General features: G+C 41.5%; 17 protein-coding genes. 9 read left to right on the top strand and 8 right to left on the bottom strand.

The genetic code is table 11. The annotated features are described in order from the left end of the window. The first annotated feature begins 47 nt into the window (after window positions 1–47). The gene (locus J2X07_RS14640; RefSeq protein ID WP_310260207.1) at window positions 48–764 is read left to right on the top strand and encodes a pseudouridine synthase; all 717 of its coding nucleotides are present in this window, start codon (window positions 48–50) and stop codon (window positions 762–764) included. Between the two features lie 12 nt (window positions 765–776). On the opposite strand, the gene J2X07_RS14635 is transcribed toward J2X07_RS14640, so the two are convergent. Further along, window positions 777–1253, bottom strand: coding sequence for a glutathione peroxidase (locus J2X07_RS14635; protein ID WP_310260204.1), 477 nt, complete (start codon window positions 1251–1253; stop codon window positions 777–779). 115 nt (window positions 1254–1368) lie between these two features. Here J2X07_RS14635 and J2X07_RS14630 point away from each other — a divergent pair, with 115 nt between their 5' ends. The 6 genes from J2X07_RS14630 to J2X07_RS14605 all read left to right on the top strand — a co-directional run bounded on the left by J2X07_RS14630 (window position 1369) and on the right by J2X07_RS14605 (window position 5634). Next, window positions 1369–1848, top strand: a complete 480-nt coding sequence (locus J2X07_RS14630; RefSeq protein WP_310260201.1) for an NUDIX hydrolase — start codon at window positions 1369–1371, stop codon at window positions 1846–1848. A gap of 278 nt (window positions 1849–2126) precedes the next feature. Then, window positions 2127–2474, top strand: coding sequence for a flagellar basal body rod protein (locus tag J2X07_RS14625; RefSeq protein ID WP_310260199.1), 348 nt, complete (start codon window positions 2127–2129; stop codon window positions 2472–2474). 34 nt (window positions 2475–2508) lie between these two features. Continuing rightward, on the top strand, window positions 2509–3153 hold the full coding sequence (locus J2X07_RS14620; RefSeq protein WP_310260196.1) for a PspA/IM30 family protein: 645 nt from the start codon (window positions 2509–2511) through the stop codon (window positions 3151–3153). A gap of 80 nt (window positions 3154–3233) precedes the next feature. Then, window positions 3234–3971 carry a cell wall-active antibiotics response protein LiaF gene (liaF, locus tag J2X07_RS14615; protein ID WP_310260193.1) on the top strand — a complete coding sequence of 246 codons (738 nt, stop codon included), beginning with the start codon at window positions 3234–3236 and terminating at the stop codon, window positions 3969–3971. Then, window positions 3968–5008, top strand: coding sequence for a sensor histidine kinase (locus J2X07_RS14610; RefSeq protein ID WP_310260191.1), 1041 nt, complete (start codon window positions 3968–3970; stop codon window positions 5006–5008). The genes liaF and J2X07_RS14610 overlap by 4 nt, the downstream gene beginning before the upstream one ends. Beyond that, on the top strand, window positions 5005–5634 hold the full coding sequence (locus J2X07_RS14605) for a response regulator transcription factor (protein WP_310260188.1): 630 nt from the start codon (window positions 5005–5007) through the stop codon (window positions 5632–5634). Before J2X07_RS14610 ends, J2X07_RS14605 begins: the two co-directional genes overlap by 4 nt. An 8-nt stretch (window positions 5635–5642) precedes the next feature. Here J2X07_RS14605 and ade read toward each other — a convergent pair whose 3' ends face one another. The 6 genes from ade to J2X07_RS14575 form a co-directional block, all read right to left on the bottom strand. Continuing rightward, window positions 5643–7382 carry an adenine deaminase gene (gene ade / locus J2X07_RS14600; RefSeq protein ID WP_310260185.1) on the bottom strand — a complete coding sequence of 580 codons (1740 nt, stop codon included), beginning with the start codon at window positions 7380–7382 and terminating at the stop codon, window positions 5643–5645. Between the two features lie 272 nt (window positions 7383–7654). Next, window positions 7655–7849, bottom strand: coding sequence for a YwbE family protein (locus tag J2X07_RS14595; RefSeq protein ID WP_396194317.1), 195 nt, complete (start codon window positions 7847–7849; stop codon window positions 7655–7657). Then, complete coding sequence (locus J2X07_RS14590) at window positions 7849–8025, bottom strand: hypothetical protein (protein WP_310260182.1); 177 nt, start codon at window positions 8023–8025, stop codon at window positions 7849–7851. The genes J2X07_RS14595 and J2X07_RS14590 overlap by 1 nt, the downstream gene beginning before the upstream one ends. A 15-nt stretch (window positions 8026–8040) precedes the next feature. Next, entirely contained in the window at window positions 8041–8532 is a 492-nt protein-coding gene (locus tag J2X07_RS14585; protein WP_310260179.1) for a hypothetical protein, read from the bottom strand. Window positions 8533–9187: 655 nt separating this feature from the next. Then, entirely contained in the window at window positions 9188–10582 is a 1395-nt protein-coding gene (locus J2X07_RS14580) for a dipeptidase (RefSeq protein ID WP_310260176.1), read from the bottom strand. 21 nt (window positions 10583–10603) lie between these two features. Then, window positions 10604–11071 carry a hypothetical protein gene (locus J2X07_RS14575; RefSeq protein WP_310260173.1) on the bottom strand — a complete coding sequence of 156 codons (468 nt, stop codon included), beginning with the start codon at window positions 11069–11071 and terminating at the stop codon, window positions 10604–10606. A 116-nt stretch (window positions 11072–11187) separates the two neighbouring features. On the opposite strand from J2X07_RS14575, the gene proC reads away from it, so the two are divergent. Beyond that, window positions 11188–11994, top strand: coding sequence for a pyrroline-5-carboxylate reductase (gene proC, locus J2X07_RS14570; RefSeq protein ID WP_310260170.1), 807 nt, complete (start codon window positions 11188–11190; stop codon window positions 11992–11994). Continuing rightward, entirely contained in the window at window positions 11994–13109 is a 1116-nt protein-coding gene (locus J2X07_RS14565) for a DEAD/DEAH box helicase (protein ID WP_396194314.1), read from the top strand. The genes proC and J2X07_RS14565 overlap by 1 nt, the downstream gene beginning before the upstream one ends. A gap of 59 nt (window positions 13110–13168) precedes the next feature. Here the strand turns inward: J2X07_RS14565 and J2X07_RS14560 are convergent, their stop codons facing one another. Then, window positions 13169–14824, bottom strand: coding sequence for a hypothetical protein (locus J2X07_RS14560; RefSeq protein WP_310260167.1), 1656 nt, complete (start codon window positions 14822–14824; stop codon window positions 13169–13171). Window positions 14825–14835: the final 11 nt, after the last annotated feature.

The following is a 14835-nucleotide window of genomic DNA, read 5'->3' as shown; positions in this document are numbered from 1 at the left end:
TCTCATACGTGGTAAGCTAAAAAAATCAATGAAAGATAGAGGTTAAAATGAGGATTCAGAAATATATCAGTTTAACAGGTTATTGTTCGAGGAGAGAAACGCAGCGTCTCATCCAGGCGGAACGAATCACCATAAACGGACACGTATGTGATAAGGATTCGGTAGTGGAAGATGGAGACATTGTTTTAATCGATCACAAGGAGATACCGATAAAGCAATCGATGATTTATATAGCCTATAACAAGTCGGTCGGTATCATCTGTACATCTAATCCCAGTATTGAGGGGAATATCTTTGCCGCCGTGCCTTCATCTGAGCGGATTTTTCCGGTAGGACGCTTAGACAAGGACTCTCAAGGGTTGATTTTGCTAACGAATGATGGAGAGCTGGCTAACCGCATCTCGTACGCAGATTACGAACATGAGAAAGAGTATGAAGTAACGGTAAATCAGCCAGTTACGGATCTCTTTCTTCAAAAAATGGCTGAAGGAGTTGCGATTTTAGATACGATTACAAAACCCGCTATAACAAGTCAGGTGAGCAAATATGTTTTTCGTATCATTTTAACGCAAGGGTTGAACCGCCAGATTAGAAGGATGTGCAAGACATTAGGATATGAAGTTGAAAAGTTAGAACGCATAAGGATAATGAACGTTATTCTTGGTGACCTGAAGGCAGGGGAATGGAGAGAGCTTGGGAAAACAGAAGTGGAAGAATTAAAATACCAGATGTATTTGGAAGCTGCTCAAAGAACGGCTCTTTGAACAGCTTTTTTCCTATAGCAATTCTTGAATATGCTTTTCAATGGTTTCAGGTTTGTCTGTTGGAGCAAATCTCTTAATTACATTTCCATCACGATCTACCAGAAACTTTGTGAAATTCCATTTAATCGCCTTCGATCCCAATAATCCAGGCGCCTCTTTTGTTACATGTTTGAATAATGGATGTGCGTTTTCACCATTTACATCTACTTTTGCAAATAAGGGAAAGTTAACCCCAAAATTTAATTGGCAAAACTCTTGGATTTCATCGCTTGTTCCAGGTTCTTGAGCACCAAACTGATTACAAGGAAAACCGAGCACAGCCAGCCCTTTATCTTTATACTTTTCATAAAGTGATTGCAGCCCTTCATACTGTGGAGTAAAACCACATTTGCTTGCTGTGTTGACAATAAGCATGACTTTCCCTTTAAAAGGCTCTAACGTTTTTTCTTCGTTTTTAATCGTATGAACAGGAATATCATAAATAGACATGGTTAACGTCTCCTTTTTATTTTCTTTATTTTCTTATCATACCTTGAATCGTTATCGCTTTCATATAAATTGCTCACAATGGTAAAATGAGGGAATGACAAAGGGGGATGAGAAAATGGATGTCGTGTTTCATGTGGAACATGAAGTCTTTAATTACCATGCTGCCGGGGTTTTAATCAATAATGGATATGTTTTGATACACCGTTCAAAACGAGAAACGCACTGGTCTTTGCCTGGCGGAAGAGTAAAGCTAGGTGAGGATGCGAAGTCCAGTTTGAGACGCGAAATAATGGAAGAGCTGGCTTTGGAAGCTGAAGTGAAAGAGCATTTATGGACCGTTGAGAATTTCTTTACCTACAATCAAAAAAAGATTCATGAGATTGGGATTTATTTTAAAGTGGACACACATCAGCTTTTGCCCCTTCATAATGGAGAAGAATTCACGGTAGAAGAAGCAGAACGGCTTGTATTTAAATGGGTGCCGCTTGAGGATTTAAAAGATTATGAGTTGAATCCGGCAGTTGTGAAGAATAAGCTGATGTCTGGTTCGCTTGAATCGGATTATTTCTTTGTGAGCGATCTGCAGAACGTTTAAAAATAGAATAAAAATATGAAAATAGAGGAAACGACCCGAATGGTGTTTTGAATACACCATTCGGGTCGTTTTTTTCTTTGTTTGAGAACTTAAAAATGCTGGAGATGAGGAATATGTCCACGTGAGCTGAACAAAATGAGGGATTTGTATTTGTTTGGGGTCAGACCCCGGGTCTGACCCCTACTACGCCTCAGGTCTTATTGGAAAATACAGCCAAGGACAGTTTTGAGCTTCTTACAATCGAGGTAAGCTAAGAGTACGAAAGGAGGCAGCCACTTATGAAAAAATTAGGCTTGCTTATTATTGGAGGAATTGCAGCAATCGTGCTGATGGCGAACTTAGGCCCGATGGTCGGACTTGGGATTGGTCTTGCTGTTATGTATTACGGATTTAAGAAATGCACCCGTGCTGAAACGGGAGTTAAGAAATTTTGGTGGGGTGCTTTAGCGGTTGTTGGATTGTGCATCTCCGTATCAAACCTGCCAGCGATTTTAGGAGCAGTTGCCATTTATGTACTTTATATCGTGTACAAAAAATGGAACAACAAAGAATCAATAACTGAACATCATGACAACGATCCATTTACAAACTTTGAAAGAGAATGGACGAAATTGAAAAACAGCTAAATCAAAAATATGAATATTAAAGGAGCTACCAAAAATGAATTTATTAGAAAGAATCAAAAATACCATTGCAGCGGACTTTCACGAAGTACTCGATCAAAAGGAATCAAAAAATCCATTGTCTCTATTGAATCAATATTTAAGACAGTGTGAGACAGAAGTAAACAAAACACGTAAGCTCGTGGAGCGTCAACAGCTTTTGAAAGATCAATTTGACCGTGAAAGAAAAGAAGCGGAAGAAAAAGCAGCCATACGTACTCGTCAGGCAGAATTAGCTCAGCAAGCCAATGAACAAGAACTTTACCAATTTGCTATCCAGGATAAAGAACAGCATGAAGCCCGTGCTCGTTTGCTTAAAGAATCTGCGGCACAAGCAGAAAAGGACTTAACGGAACTTGAACAGAAATACGAGCAGATGAAACACAAATTAAAAGATATGCAGATAAAAAGGATGGAATTGATGGGACGTGAAAACGTAGCAAGAGCACACAAAAAAATGGACCGTGTTTTAGAACCATCAAACTCTCATGAAAATTCCGTCTTCCGGTTTGAAGAACTAGAGAACTATATGGACCGTCTTGAGCAAAAAGTGAACGCAGAATACCATGCGAGCACGATGGAAGCCAAGTTGGCAAAACTAGAAAAAGATTGGAAAAAAGAAGAAACATCTACTACCGTTTAACACAGTATGTGATACGATAAAAATGGAAGAAGAGGCGCATATCTTTGCGCCTTTTACCTATGAATCTTAGAAGAGAGTGAATGCAGATGCCTATTAAAAAGAAAAACGATTTTATCAGCTGGATCCTGCTAATTGCCTGTGTTTTGCTGATCTTGGAAGCTAGTTTTAATGGAGATGGCATCGTGTTCACTGTTTTATTCAGTGCAGCACTTATTTATTTTGGCCGCAAAAAAATGCCGAAACGCTTTGGAAAGCTCATGTTTTGGGCAGGTATACTCATTTTATTAATCAGCATCCTCAATCTTTATGCGTTTAAATTTTTGTTAGTTGCCATCATTCTTTATATCGTTGTTCAATTCTACCAATCCAAACAAAACCCGATCATCATTAAACCGCAAATAGAAAATACCGCTGCGGAATCAACAGATGAACTTTTTATAAAGAAACCGTTATTGAAAAATATAGGTTTTGGGCAGCAGCAGACGACAGAACATATTTATGAATGGAGTGACATCAACATTCAATGCGGTGTCGGTGATACGGTGATTGATTTAAGCCAGACCATCCTTCCGCAGGGCGAATCTGTAATTTTTATACGCGGTCTAATCGGCAACATTTCTATTTTAATTCCCTATGAAATTGATATCGCCGTTAACCATTCAGGTATAGCCGGGAATACGACGATATTTGAGCATCATGATCCAAAAATGTTTAATCAAAATCTTTTTTATCGCACGAAAAATTACGCAGATGCTGAGAAAAAAGTGAAGATCATGACGAGCTTGATTGCTGGAAGTCTGGAGGTGAAGCGGGTATGAGTACCGTTTTACGGCATATGCTTTCTGGACTTATATTGGCGTTTAGCATCCTTATTTTATTGAGTTCTATCGTTTATTTTCTATTTCCGATCGATGACTGGACCTTTTTATTAAACGAAAGTCTGTTGAATTTTCCGCTCGCATTTGTGATTCCCTTTTTTGTGTTAATCCTTGGTGCTTTTTTCGGGTTGAATTCAGGCATTTCTTCTCGTAAACAATTAAACATGATTGATCGCACATTGAAGTCTATTGAAGACGGCAGGCAGTTTAATATAAAAGAACTATCAGGTCTTGAACTGCGTGCAATCACAAAAAGAATGGAAGGGATTCAGCGTCAGCTCGGTGAAAAAATCCGCCAGTCACAGAAGATGGCGACCGAAAAGGCAGTTGACCAGGAAAAACGGATTCAGGAGATTATCTCACAAGAAAGACACCGTCTGGCAAGAGAGCTTCATGACTCTGTTTCCCAGCAGCTTTTTGCCGCCAGTATGATTCTATCGGCGATAAACGAAGTACGAGCAGAAACCGATACACGCGAATCAAAGCAATTAAAAATGGTTGAAGAAACGATTCATCAAACACAGCTTGAAATGAGAGCACTTTTGCTGCATCTCCGCCCTGCAGCTTTAAATGGAAAATCACTACAAAAAGGGATGGAAGAACTGCTGCAAGAGCTGCTTCAAAAGGTTCCGATCGAACTGAAATGGAAAATTGAAACGATCCCGCTCGATAAAGGGGTAGAAGATCATCTGTTTCGTATTTTACAAGAATCTGTGTCTAATATTCTTCGTCATGCAAAAGCCACTCAGGCGCAAATTCTACTTGTACAAAGAGATGACTTGATTATTTTACGGATTGAAGATGATGGCGTTGGATTTATGCTTAATCAAGAAAAAACAGGCTCTTACGGATTGCAGAATATGCATGAGCGGGCAGCGGAAATTGGTGGTACGCTTAAAATCGTGAGTTTGCCGGGTGAAGGTACACGTCTTGAAGTGAAAGTTCCTATTTTATCGGCAGGAGAGGATAAAGGATGATCAAAGTATTATTAGTGGATGATCACGAGATGGTTCGGATTGGGGTTTCGGCATACCTTTCCGCACAGCCTGACATCGAAGTAACAGGTGAAGCAGAAAACGGTAAGATCGCTGTAGAGAGAGCTTTAGAGCTGAAACCAGATATCATTTTGATGGATCTTGTGATGGATGAGATGGACGGGATTGAAGCAACGAGAAAGATTACAGAAGCATGGCCGGAAGCAAAAATCATTGTCGTAACAAGCTTTCTGGACGATGAAAAAGTGTATCCTGCTCTAGAAGCGGGTGCTTCAAGCTACATGCTCAAAACATCAAAAGCGAGTGACATCGCACAAGCCGTTCGCGATACGTTTCATGGCAAGTCGGTTCTTGAGCCTGAAGTGACGGGGAAAATGATGACTAAGATGAGACAAAAGCAAACGCGCGAGCCACATGAAGAGCTGACCACACGCGAGATGGAAATCTTATTATGGATGACAAAAGGGAAAACGAATCAGGAGATCGCAGATGAACTTTTTATTGCCTTAAAAACAGTCAAGGTTCATGTGAGCAATATTTTAAGCAAACTCGATGTACAAGATCGCACACAAGCTGTAATCTACGCGTTTCACCATTCCCTTGTTTAGGATTGGATTTATTTTTCAGCTTTTATAGAAATGTGCTGAAACGCGTGGAAATCAAATAACCCTAAATCCGTTAATTTGATTTCAGGAATAACAGGGAGGGTTAAGAACGATAGTGTTAGAAACGGATCGAAATTCCCAATAAAACCGATGTCTTTTAACTTCTGTTTGAGTGTAATGATTTCTTGATTCACGATTTCAAATGAACGATCTGCCATTAAACCACCGATTGGGAGCGGGACAGAAGCAAGTACTTTACGATCCTTTACGATGACGTACCCGCCCTGCATTTCTTTTATCGCTTCTATCGCCGTCAGCATATCCTCATCATTCGTTCCGGCTGCAACAAGATTGTGGGAGTCGTGTGCAACCGTTGATGCGATTGCACCTGTCTTTAGCTGAAGTCCCTTCACGGCACCGAGTCCAATATTTCCGGTTTGTTTATGACGTTCAACCACTGCCATTTTTAGCAGATCTTCTGTGATAGAAGGTTTAAATTCTCCATTTTGTACGGGTGCAGGATAGATTTTTTTCTTCGTGATGAGCTGATTTGGAATGATTTCAATGACATGAATAAAGCTGCCGTCCTCGACCTTAACACTGAGATTTTCTTTTTTTACAGAACGGATATTCACCGATTTTGTAAGGGAAGGTGCAGGGGGCGCTGCAGTTTCCAGTACTTCAATAAATTCACCGTTCGCAGCAACACGTTTTCCTGATACAAAAACATCCTGGATCTTCAAGTTTTCCAAGTCTTCAATGAAAAGAAAATCCGCCTGCATACCAGGTGAGATCGCTCCTTTATCCTTTAACCCGTAACACTCTGCTGCATTTAATGAAGCCATCTGAATCGCTTGAAGAGGAGAGATGCCTTCAGAAATGGCAAGCCTCACATTATGATCGACACTGCCTTCTGCTACAAGGTCATCCAAATGCTTATCATCCGTACAAAACAGAAAGCGGCGTGCGTTCGAAGGCGTTACTGCTTTGATAAGAGGCTTTAAGTCTTTTGCTACTGATCCTTCACGAATCAAGACATACATGCCGCGGCGAATCCGTTCTAATGCTTCATCTGCTGTTGTACATTCATGATCTGTTGTAATAAGAGCAGAACGGTATACGTTAAGTCCAGTTGAATTTAATCCGGCTCCATGCCCATCAATAGATGAACCGTTTTTTTCAGCAGATAGGATTTTAGCGAGCATATCTGTATTTCCGTTAAAAACAGCCGGGTAATCCATGACTTCAGCAAGCCCCAAAACTCGGGGGTGTTTATAAAAAGACTCTAAATCTAGTGCAGTGAGCTCAGCTCCGGCATTTTCAAAGGGTGTCGCAGGGACAGATGAAGGGAGCATCACACGAACATCCAAGGGTAGATTTTCTGATTGCTGCAGCATAAATGAAATGCCTTCACTTCCTGCTACATTTCCGATCTCATGCGGATCAGTTATGACAGTGGTCACACCATGTGAAAGAAGCACTTTGCAAAACTCAGCAGGTGTAACCATGGACGATTCAATATGTACGTGTCCGTCAATAAAAGCGGGGCATACATAACGGCCGTTAGCATCTATGATTTGATGTCCCTCAAACTCACCGATTCCTGCAAAATAGCCGTCAACGATCGCAATATCTCCATGTGTGATTTCGAGATTATAAACATCAACGATCTGACCGTTTTTGATGACGAGATCAGCAGGTATCCGTTTTGAACTTACATCGATTCGTCTTTTTAGACTGTTTTGATCCATTATGTAATCTCCTTTAAACAATGCTTTGTTTTATAGTATGTAATGAGCGCAAAAAGAAATCATTCCTGTGGAACTTGAGTTTGAGAGGGAGGGGTGTGGTTATGTCGAATTTTAAAGGTTCGTGGTTATTGCAGAGAAAAGTGTGGGATTGTTAAATAAAATTATGGGGTTTCCATTTGAAAGTCTGGAATTATCATCTGAAAGTGTGGGAATAACCAAATTCATCATAAAAAAACTCCCTGTAACATCGTTCTGACAGGGAGTTTTGCTGATTATTCACTTAAAATGTCAATTACGCGGCCGACTTGTCCATCTTGTAATCTAACTTTGATTCCGTGAGGGTGGTTTGGTGAATTTGTCAGAATGTCCTTCACGATGCCTTTTGTCTTATTGCCTGATCGCTGGTCCGCTTTTAAAATAACGTTAACAGGAAGCCCGGGTGTAATATTAGATCGCTGGCGATGCATTATACGCCTGTTCTTCTAGCTTGGTTATTGGCTTTTTTTGTTTGCTGGTTTTTCATCTGATTGGCCACTTTTACAGGTCCTTTTTGAAATCCGCCGCCTGATTGCTGGGCTTTCTTTTCAGCAAGACGCTGCTTAGCGATTTCCTGAAAGCTCAGCTTCTTTTTCTCCTCTGCCATCGGTATCACCTCTAATTATTTTCTTTTCTTAAATCCTGATTCTTTTAAATAGGCTTCTGCTTCTGCATACGTTTCAAATGCAGCTTCAAGTGCATCATCTTCGTCAAAAATGAACCACATTTCGTCTTCACCAACGAGTTTGATCTCTTCATGGCTGTGGCTGAACCAAAGCTCTTCGCGGCGCTCATCATCCATTTGTTCTTTTTTCGGCTGCTGCCAGCCGTGGCGTTTTGAAAGGAATTCCATCGATTCTTTAATTAATGCGATCAATTCTTCCGCTTCATAATCACGAATGTTTACATACCCTTTTTCGTTCTTCACGCTTTTAGGAAGGTGTCCTCCATATACAAAGCCGTTTCCGTTCGGGTGAAGGTGATAAACAACTGTCTTCTTCTCTTGTACACTTTCTTCGTAGTGGAAGTTTACCCGTCCTAATGAAACCTCGTGCAGTTCCAATTCAGGAAAATTTTCTTCTATTAAAGCAATTTTATCTTCAAATGAAAGCATTTTATACTCTCCGTTTCTATTGTTGTGATTGGTTGATTATATCACACAGTAGGTTGGAAACAAAAATACGATTGTAAAAGACTTTTTATTAACCTTTGCAGCTTTTAAATGAGGTTAATTTCCGTTGCAGTGGCTCGCTTTCCGCAGGGTGTGCGGTGAGCCCCCTCGCAGCTGCGCACCATGAATGGTCTCACCTGTCCCTCTGATCCCGCAGGAGTCTCGCATCTTCTGCTCCAATCAACTTTCCAAAGAAGAACTTAAATACATTTTTTCGTATTCATTGTTGCTTTTGAATGAGGTTAATTTCCGTTCCAGGTTGCTCGCTTTCCGCGGGGCAGGCGGTGAGCCACATTCGTACGTTTTACTTATAAGTGTCTCACCTGTCTAGCTGCAGCGGTTAGCCCCTCGAGGTCAAAAGTTTAATGGTCCTGAAGGCAAAAAGCGCCTTCTTAGCCCATTTCCCTTTTGCTTGTCGGGGCTGACCAAACCGCTTCCGCATTTCGGACTGCCAGCCTGTCCCGCAGGAGTCTCACACCTTGCACTCCAATCAACTGTCAAAGAAGGCAATTAAAGAAGATTATAAAGCAACCATCTTTCAGAAAACAGCCTTGAAAAAAGAACACCAGAATTTTATCTGATGCTCTCGGAAGTTGATTTAGCGTGCTGATGGTTCTTTTTTAAGGGACCTCTCCAGTTCAAACCAGTAGTCAGCTAGTGTGAGCATCCCTTGGTCGAAGTTTTCGAGGTGGAAATGTTCGTTCGGAGCATGGAAGTTTTCTGTTGATAGACCAAAGCCCATCAATACTACAGGGATATTTAACATTTGATCAAACGTCGCCACGATCGGAATCGAGCCGCCGCCGCGTGTAAAGGCTGTTGGAACACCATATACCTTTTCGTATGAACGAGCTGCTGCTTGAATGGCTGGGTGATCAAATGGTGTTACGTACGGAGCGCCTTTATCAAAAAGGGTAACTGTAACGTCCACGCCGACAGGTTTATGTTTTTCGATATGCTTCTTCACTTTTTCGATAATTTCATCTGGCTCTTGGTTCGGAACTAGACGGCAGCTGATTTTCGCATGCGCTTTTGCTGGAATCACCGTTTTAACGCCTTCGCCTTGGAAGCCGCCCCATACACCATTAAGCTCTAATGTAGGACGAGCCCATGTGCGCTCGATATGCGTATAGCCTTCTTCACCTGTAAGCTCTTTTACGCCTAATTGGTTCTTCAAAGATTCTTCGGTTAACGGAAGAGCACGGAACGCTTCTCTTTCTTCTTCCGTTAAGTCTTGTACATTATCATAAAAGCCATCTACTAAAATGCGTCCATTGTCATCACGGAACGATTGCAGAAGCTCAGTAATGGCGTGAAGCGGATTTTGAACAGCACCGCCGTATAAACCGGAGTGAAGATCACTGTTTGGTCCTGTCACATCAACCTGCATCGCACACATTCCGCGAAGGCCATAGCAGATCGCAGGTTTGCCGCGGTCCAGCATACCTGTATCAGAAATTACGATTACATCGGCCGCTAATAGCTCTTTATTATTTTCGATAAACTTTGGAAGACTTGGGCTGCCAATCTCTTCTTCTCCTTCGATACAGAACTTGAAGTTGAGGGGCAGTGTGCCTTCCGTCTCTAAAATCGCCTGTAAAACTTTTAAATGCATGAACGTTTGCCCTTTATCATCAGACGCACCACGCGCATAAAGCTTGTTATCGCGAACAGTCGCTTCAAATGGAGGTGTCTCCCATAGTTCGACCGGATCAACGGGCTGAACGTCATAGTGGCCATAAACTAAAACAGTTGGCTTTCCTTCTGCTTTTAGCCAATCCCCATAAACAACCGGGTGACCGTCTGTTTCATAGACTTTTACGTTGTCCATACCGATTTTAGTCAGTTCTTCTGCGATCCATTCTGCACCTTTACGCACGTCTTCTTTATGCTCAGCGAGTGCACTGATGCTTGGAACCGCAAGCCAGTTCGTCAGTTCTTTTAAATGAGTATCGCGGTTTTCCTTTAAATAGCTTGTGATGTTATCCGTCATTTTTAGTCCTCCTTATGTACATTACGCGTTACTTACAATTTTAATAGAGTTCAGTTCTGAAAGGAAATAATCTGTGTCTTCTTTTTTGGCGATATCTTCTGATGCCTTTAAAGCAAGCGTATAGAATTCTTCTGTTTTTACTTTGTTGCCGCTGATCATATGAGCTCGTGCCATAGCTTCATAAGCAAAGGCTAAGTCAAAATCAGCAAAACCATTTTCGAGGCAAATGTTCAGAGAGTGTTCTGCATGCAGTAATGCTGAATTCCCCATGTTCAAGATCGAATACACTCTCGAAATCTGCCATTCTCCGCGTGCGAGATTGAGCGGTCCGCCAGCTATTCCCCAATGAAAACGGGAAGTGTGTGCCATGTGAATCATTTTAAGATCGTCTTCTTTGGAGCGATTTTCTTTGTCGATGAAATCCCACGTTTTATTAAAATTTTCTACCGCCTGCTTGCGATGCCATTCTGACTCGGTTAACTTGTCCATGAATTTCACACACCTTATGCATTTGTGGTTTACTTAAGGTAAAGCTACAGTTAAAGATATTCGATAAGAGGACATCATTCCCTTTATAAAAGTATAGATAGAAAGAAGTGTAGGAAATGGATAAACAAATTGGTTTTATTGGTTTTGGAAAAATGGCTCAAGCGATGGCGGGCGGTATGCTTCAATCTCGTTTAGTCAAGCCTGACCAGATCTCAGCGAGTATGCGTACTGAAAAGTCAAAAGCATTAGCGAAACAGGAGTTTGGAATTGAAGCAAATTCTAATAAAGAGGTAGCGCGTTTGGCGGACATCTTGTTCTTAGCAGTTGCTCCATACAGTTACATAGAAGTCATTGAGGAAATGAAAGAAGATATCAAAACAGACGCAATTATCGTTACGATTGCAGCTGGTATCACAACCGGGGATGTTGAAAAAGCATTCGGTAAAAAAATGAAGGTCGTGCGTACGATGCCAAATACACCATCCCTCGTTGGTGAAGGGATGACAGCCGTTTCTTTGAACACTGAAGTAACAGAAGATGAGAAAAAAATAGTTGAGGGCCTATTAAGCAGTTTTGGAAAAGTTGAATTTATTTCTGAGTCATTGATGGATGCAATTCCGGCAATTAGCGGATCTTCGCCTGCTTATGTATATATGATGATTGAAGCGATGGCAGATGGCGGAGTAAGACAAGGTTTATCACGTGATCAATCTTATCGACTGGCAGCACAGGCCGTTTTGGGCGCAGCGCAGATGGTATTAAAAACGGGCAAGCATCCAGGGGAATTGAAGGATCAAGTCACTTCACCAGGCGGTGCGACGATCGCAGCTGTATCAACGCTGGAACAAGAACGATTCCGCGGGGCGATACTTGCGGCTATGGACAGCTGCACAAAGAAAGTTAAAGAATTGGGGAATAAATAATGAGTTTTAAAGATTTGGGAGTGAGCGCTGCTTTTTCGGAATTACTAATGCAGTACGGTATTGCTGACCCTACACCAATACAAAAAGAGACGATCCCGCTCATTTTAGAAGGACATGACGTCGTAGGGCAGGCACAAACGGGAACCGGAAAGACACTCGCGTTCGTTCTTCCGATTCTGCAAAAAATAGATCCTGAAAGTGACGCGATCCAAGGATTGATTGTTGCTCCAACGAGAGAGCTCGCTATTCAGATAACAGCTGAAGTGAGGAAGTTAACAGAGTCTCTCGGCGAAATTCATGTGCTTGCTGTTTACGGCGGGCAGGATGTGATCGCACAAATGCACAAACTTCAAGGGAAAGTACATCTCGTTGTTGGAACTCCGGGGAGAATTCTGGATCATATCAGACGGGAGACCATCGACTTTTCAGAGGTATCCACGTTTGTTTTGGATGAAGCAGACCAAATGCTGCATATCGGTTTCCTAGACGACATTGAAGACATTATGGATGAAGTGCCAGAAACAAGGCAGACCTTGCTTTTTTCAGCAACAATGCCTGATGAAGTCAGGAAACTGGCTGAAACGTATACGAAGAATCCAAAGGACGTTCAAATTAAAACAAAACAGATTACCTTAAAAGAGATCCGCCAGCGTGTAGTGGTGACGACAGATCGAGGCAAACAAAATGATTTAGTACGATCTATACGATTGCTCCGTCCGTATTTAGCCATCATCTTTTGCCGTACAAAAAGACGCGTGAGTAAGCTGAATGAAGCGCTGCAGACAATGGGCTATAACAGCGATGAACTTCATGGAGATTTGTCGCAAGCGAAAAGAGAAGATGTAATGAAGCGATTCCGCGATGGGGAGATTCAATTTCTAGTTGCAACAGACGTAGCGGCACGCGGACTGGATGTGGAAGGTGTCACACATGTGTTCAACTATGACATCGCACTCGACTCTGAAAGCTACATCCACCGGATTGGAAGAACGGGACGAGCGGGAGGAAAAGGCTTAGCGGTAACTTTTGTTGCTCCAAAAGACCGAAGACTATTGCAGCTTATTGAAAGAGATACAGAGCAGACGTTGAGAACATTGGAGCTTGATATGTTTTAATAGAAAAAGATAAAAAAGGAAAACGGCCATGCATAACTGCATTGGGCCGTTTTTAGTTATTAGTTGCTGCTATACAGCTGAATAAGTTTGTCAATCATAGCATTCCATTTTTCAGCAAGGTTTTCAGGAAGATACTCACCCGTATAGCCGCTGATTTTCTTTTTCAGGTTGTTAAGTTCTTTTATAGCAGCATCGTTATTCTCGGAGAAGTAAAGTCCCATGGATTTTTCGGCTTTAAAAAGCAATTCCTTTTTTATTTCTGGCTCGAATTGTGCCCCGTAGATTGAAAGGTAGAGAGAATATGTCAGATAAGATGTAGTTACATTCTCATAAGCCCTTAAACTTCGCTGTTCATCATATTGCAGAATTTCCCCGATTATGCCGGCATAGTTAGAAGAAAACTCCCATTCGCTGCTGTCCGTAAAATTGTTGTTTAATATGGAAAACCCTGTTGGTTCAAGTGCATCAAATCCTGCATAGGTCCAGTAATTACTTACTCCTTTGTTTTCATACAATCTGAAGGTAAGATCAGCCTTTGATTTACCTTCCAGATATGGGGTCAAGTCGACAGTAACCGTATCCCAAAGCATATCGGTAACAATCTCAGAGGTGTCCTGTTCCCAAACGACCTGTCTATCAACTAGCAGCTGCTTTTTATGATAGCCAAAAACGTTTGGTCCATGGTCCATCGTCTGGAAAGTCAACGAATAACTGTCAGCTTTTTTGTCGACATTAACTTTTTGGGTAGCCTGTGTGTAGCTTCCGGCTGTACTTGGTACACCAAGACCAATAAAAAAGTTTAGGTAACCTGTGTCATTAAATGATTTATCATCGTCTGGCTCAGGTTCAAAGTTTTTCTTTAAAACGTATGTGATGACGCCTTCAATTTTCCCCTGCTTCATGTTATCCAAAGCAATCTGTATGACTTCTCTAATATAGTCTGCGGACGGATTTGCCGGGGTTCTGGAGAGCTGGGAAGCATATAGCATCCAATATAATTTCAGGTTGTATTGACTTAACAGGTTAGAGGAACTGTCAATTTGCGCTTGGGCGGTTTCGTATACTTGGGTATTGCGGTAGATTCCGTCTCTGAAAGCAAGAATAACTCCGTCAATATATTCTCCCCTTGTTTGGAGGAAGGATTCTGTTAATGAATCGGTATACATTTGTGGTGTGAAAAAGAGTTTTGGGTTAATGGCTTCCGATATTTCTTTCATCTGAGCCATATATTCTGGTGTGTATGTATTCAAGTTGTGGTTAAAATCATCGATAGCCCAGCCGATTAAATTTGAATATTGAACAGATAGTTCTGCAATTGCACGTGACCATGCAAGGTAATCAGTCATATAAGGATAAGATTTTCGCTCTCCCGTTGATTCCGTTGGCGGTACAAGGTAAACAACCACCTTAATTCCAGCTGCTTTTGCTGCAGGAAGAAACTCATTTCTCAAATCATCCCAATCCGTTCTTTCATGCCAAACGAGATAATAGTAAGTGTTAATGTTCAATTCCTTCATTTTTTCTATAGATCTAGGTGTATCAATGTGATAAATGCCGTCTGCCCGGGGTGAAGTTTCTCTGATTTCTCCTGCATAATCAGCGAGAATTTTTCCTGGATCACCTTCCTCTGCAGAAGCAGGCTTAGAAAATGTAAATCCGGTAAAAAGGTTTAACATGATTGAAGTGATAATAATAAACAAACCGGTTCTTTTCATATACAATCCTC

The sequence above is a fragment of the Fictibacillus barbaricus genome, from assembly GCF_031457135.1.
Classification (GTDB): Bacteria; Bacillota; Bacilli; order Bacillales; family Fictibacillaceae; genus Fictibacillus; species Fictibacillus barbaricus_A.
The sequence above is the reverse complement of the archived record's forward strand: the minus strand, read 5'-3'. Positions and strand labels throughout refer to the sequence as shown.

What these genes read in the sequence shown, in the direction of transcription:
- J2X07_RS14640 (WP_310260207.1), top strand. Translation starts at nt 48, where the DNA reads ATGAGGATTCAGAAATATATCAGTTTAACAGGTTATTGTTCGAGGAGA.
- J2X07_RS14635 (WP_310260204.1), bottom strand. Translation starts at nt 1,253, where the DNA reads ATGTCTATTTATGATATTCCTGTTCATACGATTAAAAACGAAGAAAAA.
- J2X07_RS14630 (WP_310260201.1), top strand. Translation starts at nt 1,369, where the DNA reads ATGGATGTCGTGTTTCATGTGGAACATGAAGTCTTTAATTACCATGCT.
- J2X07_RS14625 (WP_310260199.1), top strand. Translation starts at nt 2,127, where the DNA reads ATGAAAAAATTAGGCTTGCTTATTATTGGAGGAATTGCAGCAATCGTG.
- J2X07_RS14620 (WP_310260196.1), top strand. Translation starts at nt 2,509, where the DNA reads ATGAATTTATTAGAAAGAATCAAAAATACCATTGCAGCGGACTTTCAC.
- liaF (WP_310260193.1), top strand. Translation starts at nt 3,234, where the DNA reads ATGCAGATGCCTATTAAAAAGAAAAACGATTTTATCAGCTGGATCCTG.
- J2X07_RS14610 (WP_310260191.1), top strand. Translation starts at nt 3,968, where the DNA reads ATGAGTACCGTTTTACGGCATATGCTTTCTGGACTTATATTGGCGTTT.
- J2X07_RS14605 (WP_310260188.1), top strand. Translation starts at nt 5,005, where the DNA reads ATGATCAAAGTATTATTAGTGGATGATCACGAGATGGTTCGGATTGGG.
- ade (WP_310260185.1), bottom strand. Translation starts at nt 7,382, where the DNA reads ATGGATCAAAACAGTCTAAAAAGACGAATCGATGTAAGTTCAAAACGG.
- J2X07_RS14595 (WP_396194317.1), bottom strand. Translation starts at nt 7,849, where the DNA reads ATGCATCGCCAGCGATCTAATATTACACCCGGGCTTCCTGTTAACGTT.
- J2X07_RS14590 (WP_310260182.1), bottom strand. Translation starts at nt 8,025, where the DNA reads ATGGCAGAGGAGAAAAAGAAGCTGAGCTTTCAGGAAATCGCTAAGCAG.
- J2X07_RS14585 (WP_310260179.1), bottom strand. Translation starts at nt 8,532, where the DNA reads ATGCTTTCATTTGAAGATAAAATTGCTTTAATAGAAGAAAATTTTCCT.
- J2X07_RS14580 (WP_310260176.1), bottom strand. Translation starts at nt 10,582, where the DNA reads ATGACGGATAACATCACAAGCTATTTAAAGGAAAACCGCGATACTCAT.
- J2X07_RS14575 (WP_310260173.1), bottom strand. Translation starts at nt 11,071, where the DNA reads ATGGACAAGTTAACCGAGTCAGAATGGCATCGCAAGCAGGCGGTAGAA.
- proC (WP_310260170.1), top strand. Translation starts at nt 11,188, where the DNA reads ATGGATAAACAAATTGGTTTTATTGGTTTTGGAAAAATGGCTCAAGCG.
- J2X07_RS14565 (WP_396194314.1), top strand. Translation starts at nt 11,994, where the DNA reads ATGAGTTTTAAAGATTTGGGAGTGAGCGCTGCTTTTTCGGAATTACTA.
- J2X07_RS14560 (WP_310260167.1), bottom strand. Translation starts at nt 14,824, where the DNA reads ATGAAAAGAACCGGTTTGTTTATTATTATCACTTCAATCATGTTAAAC.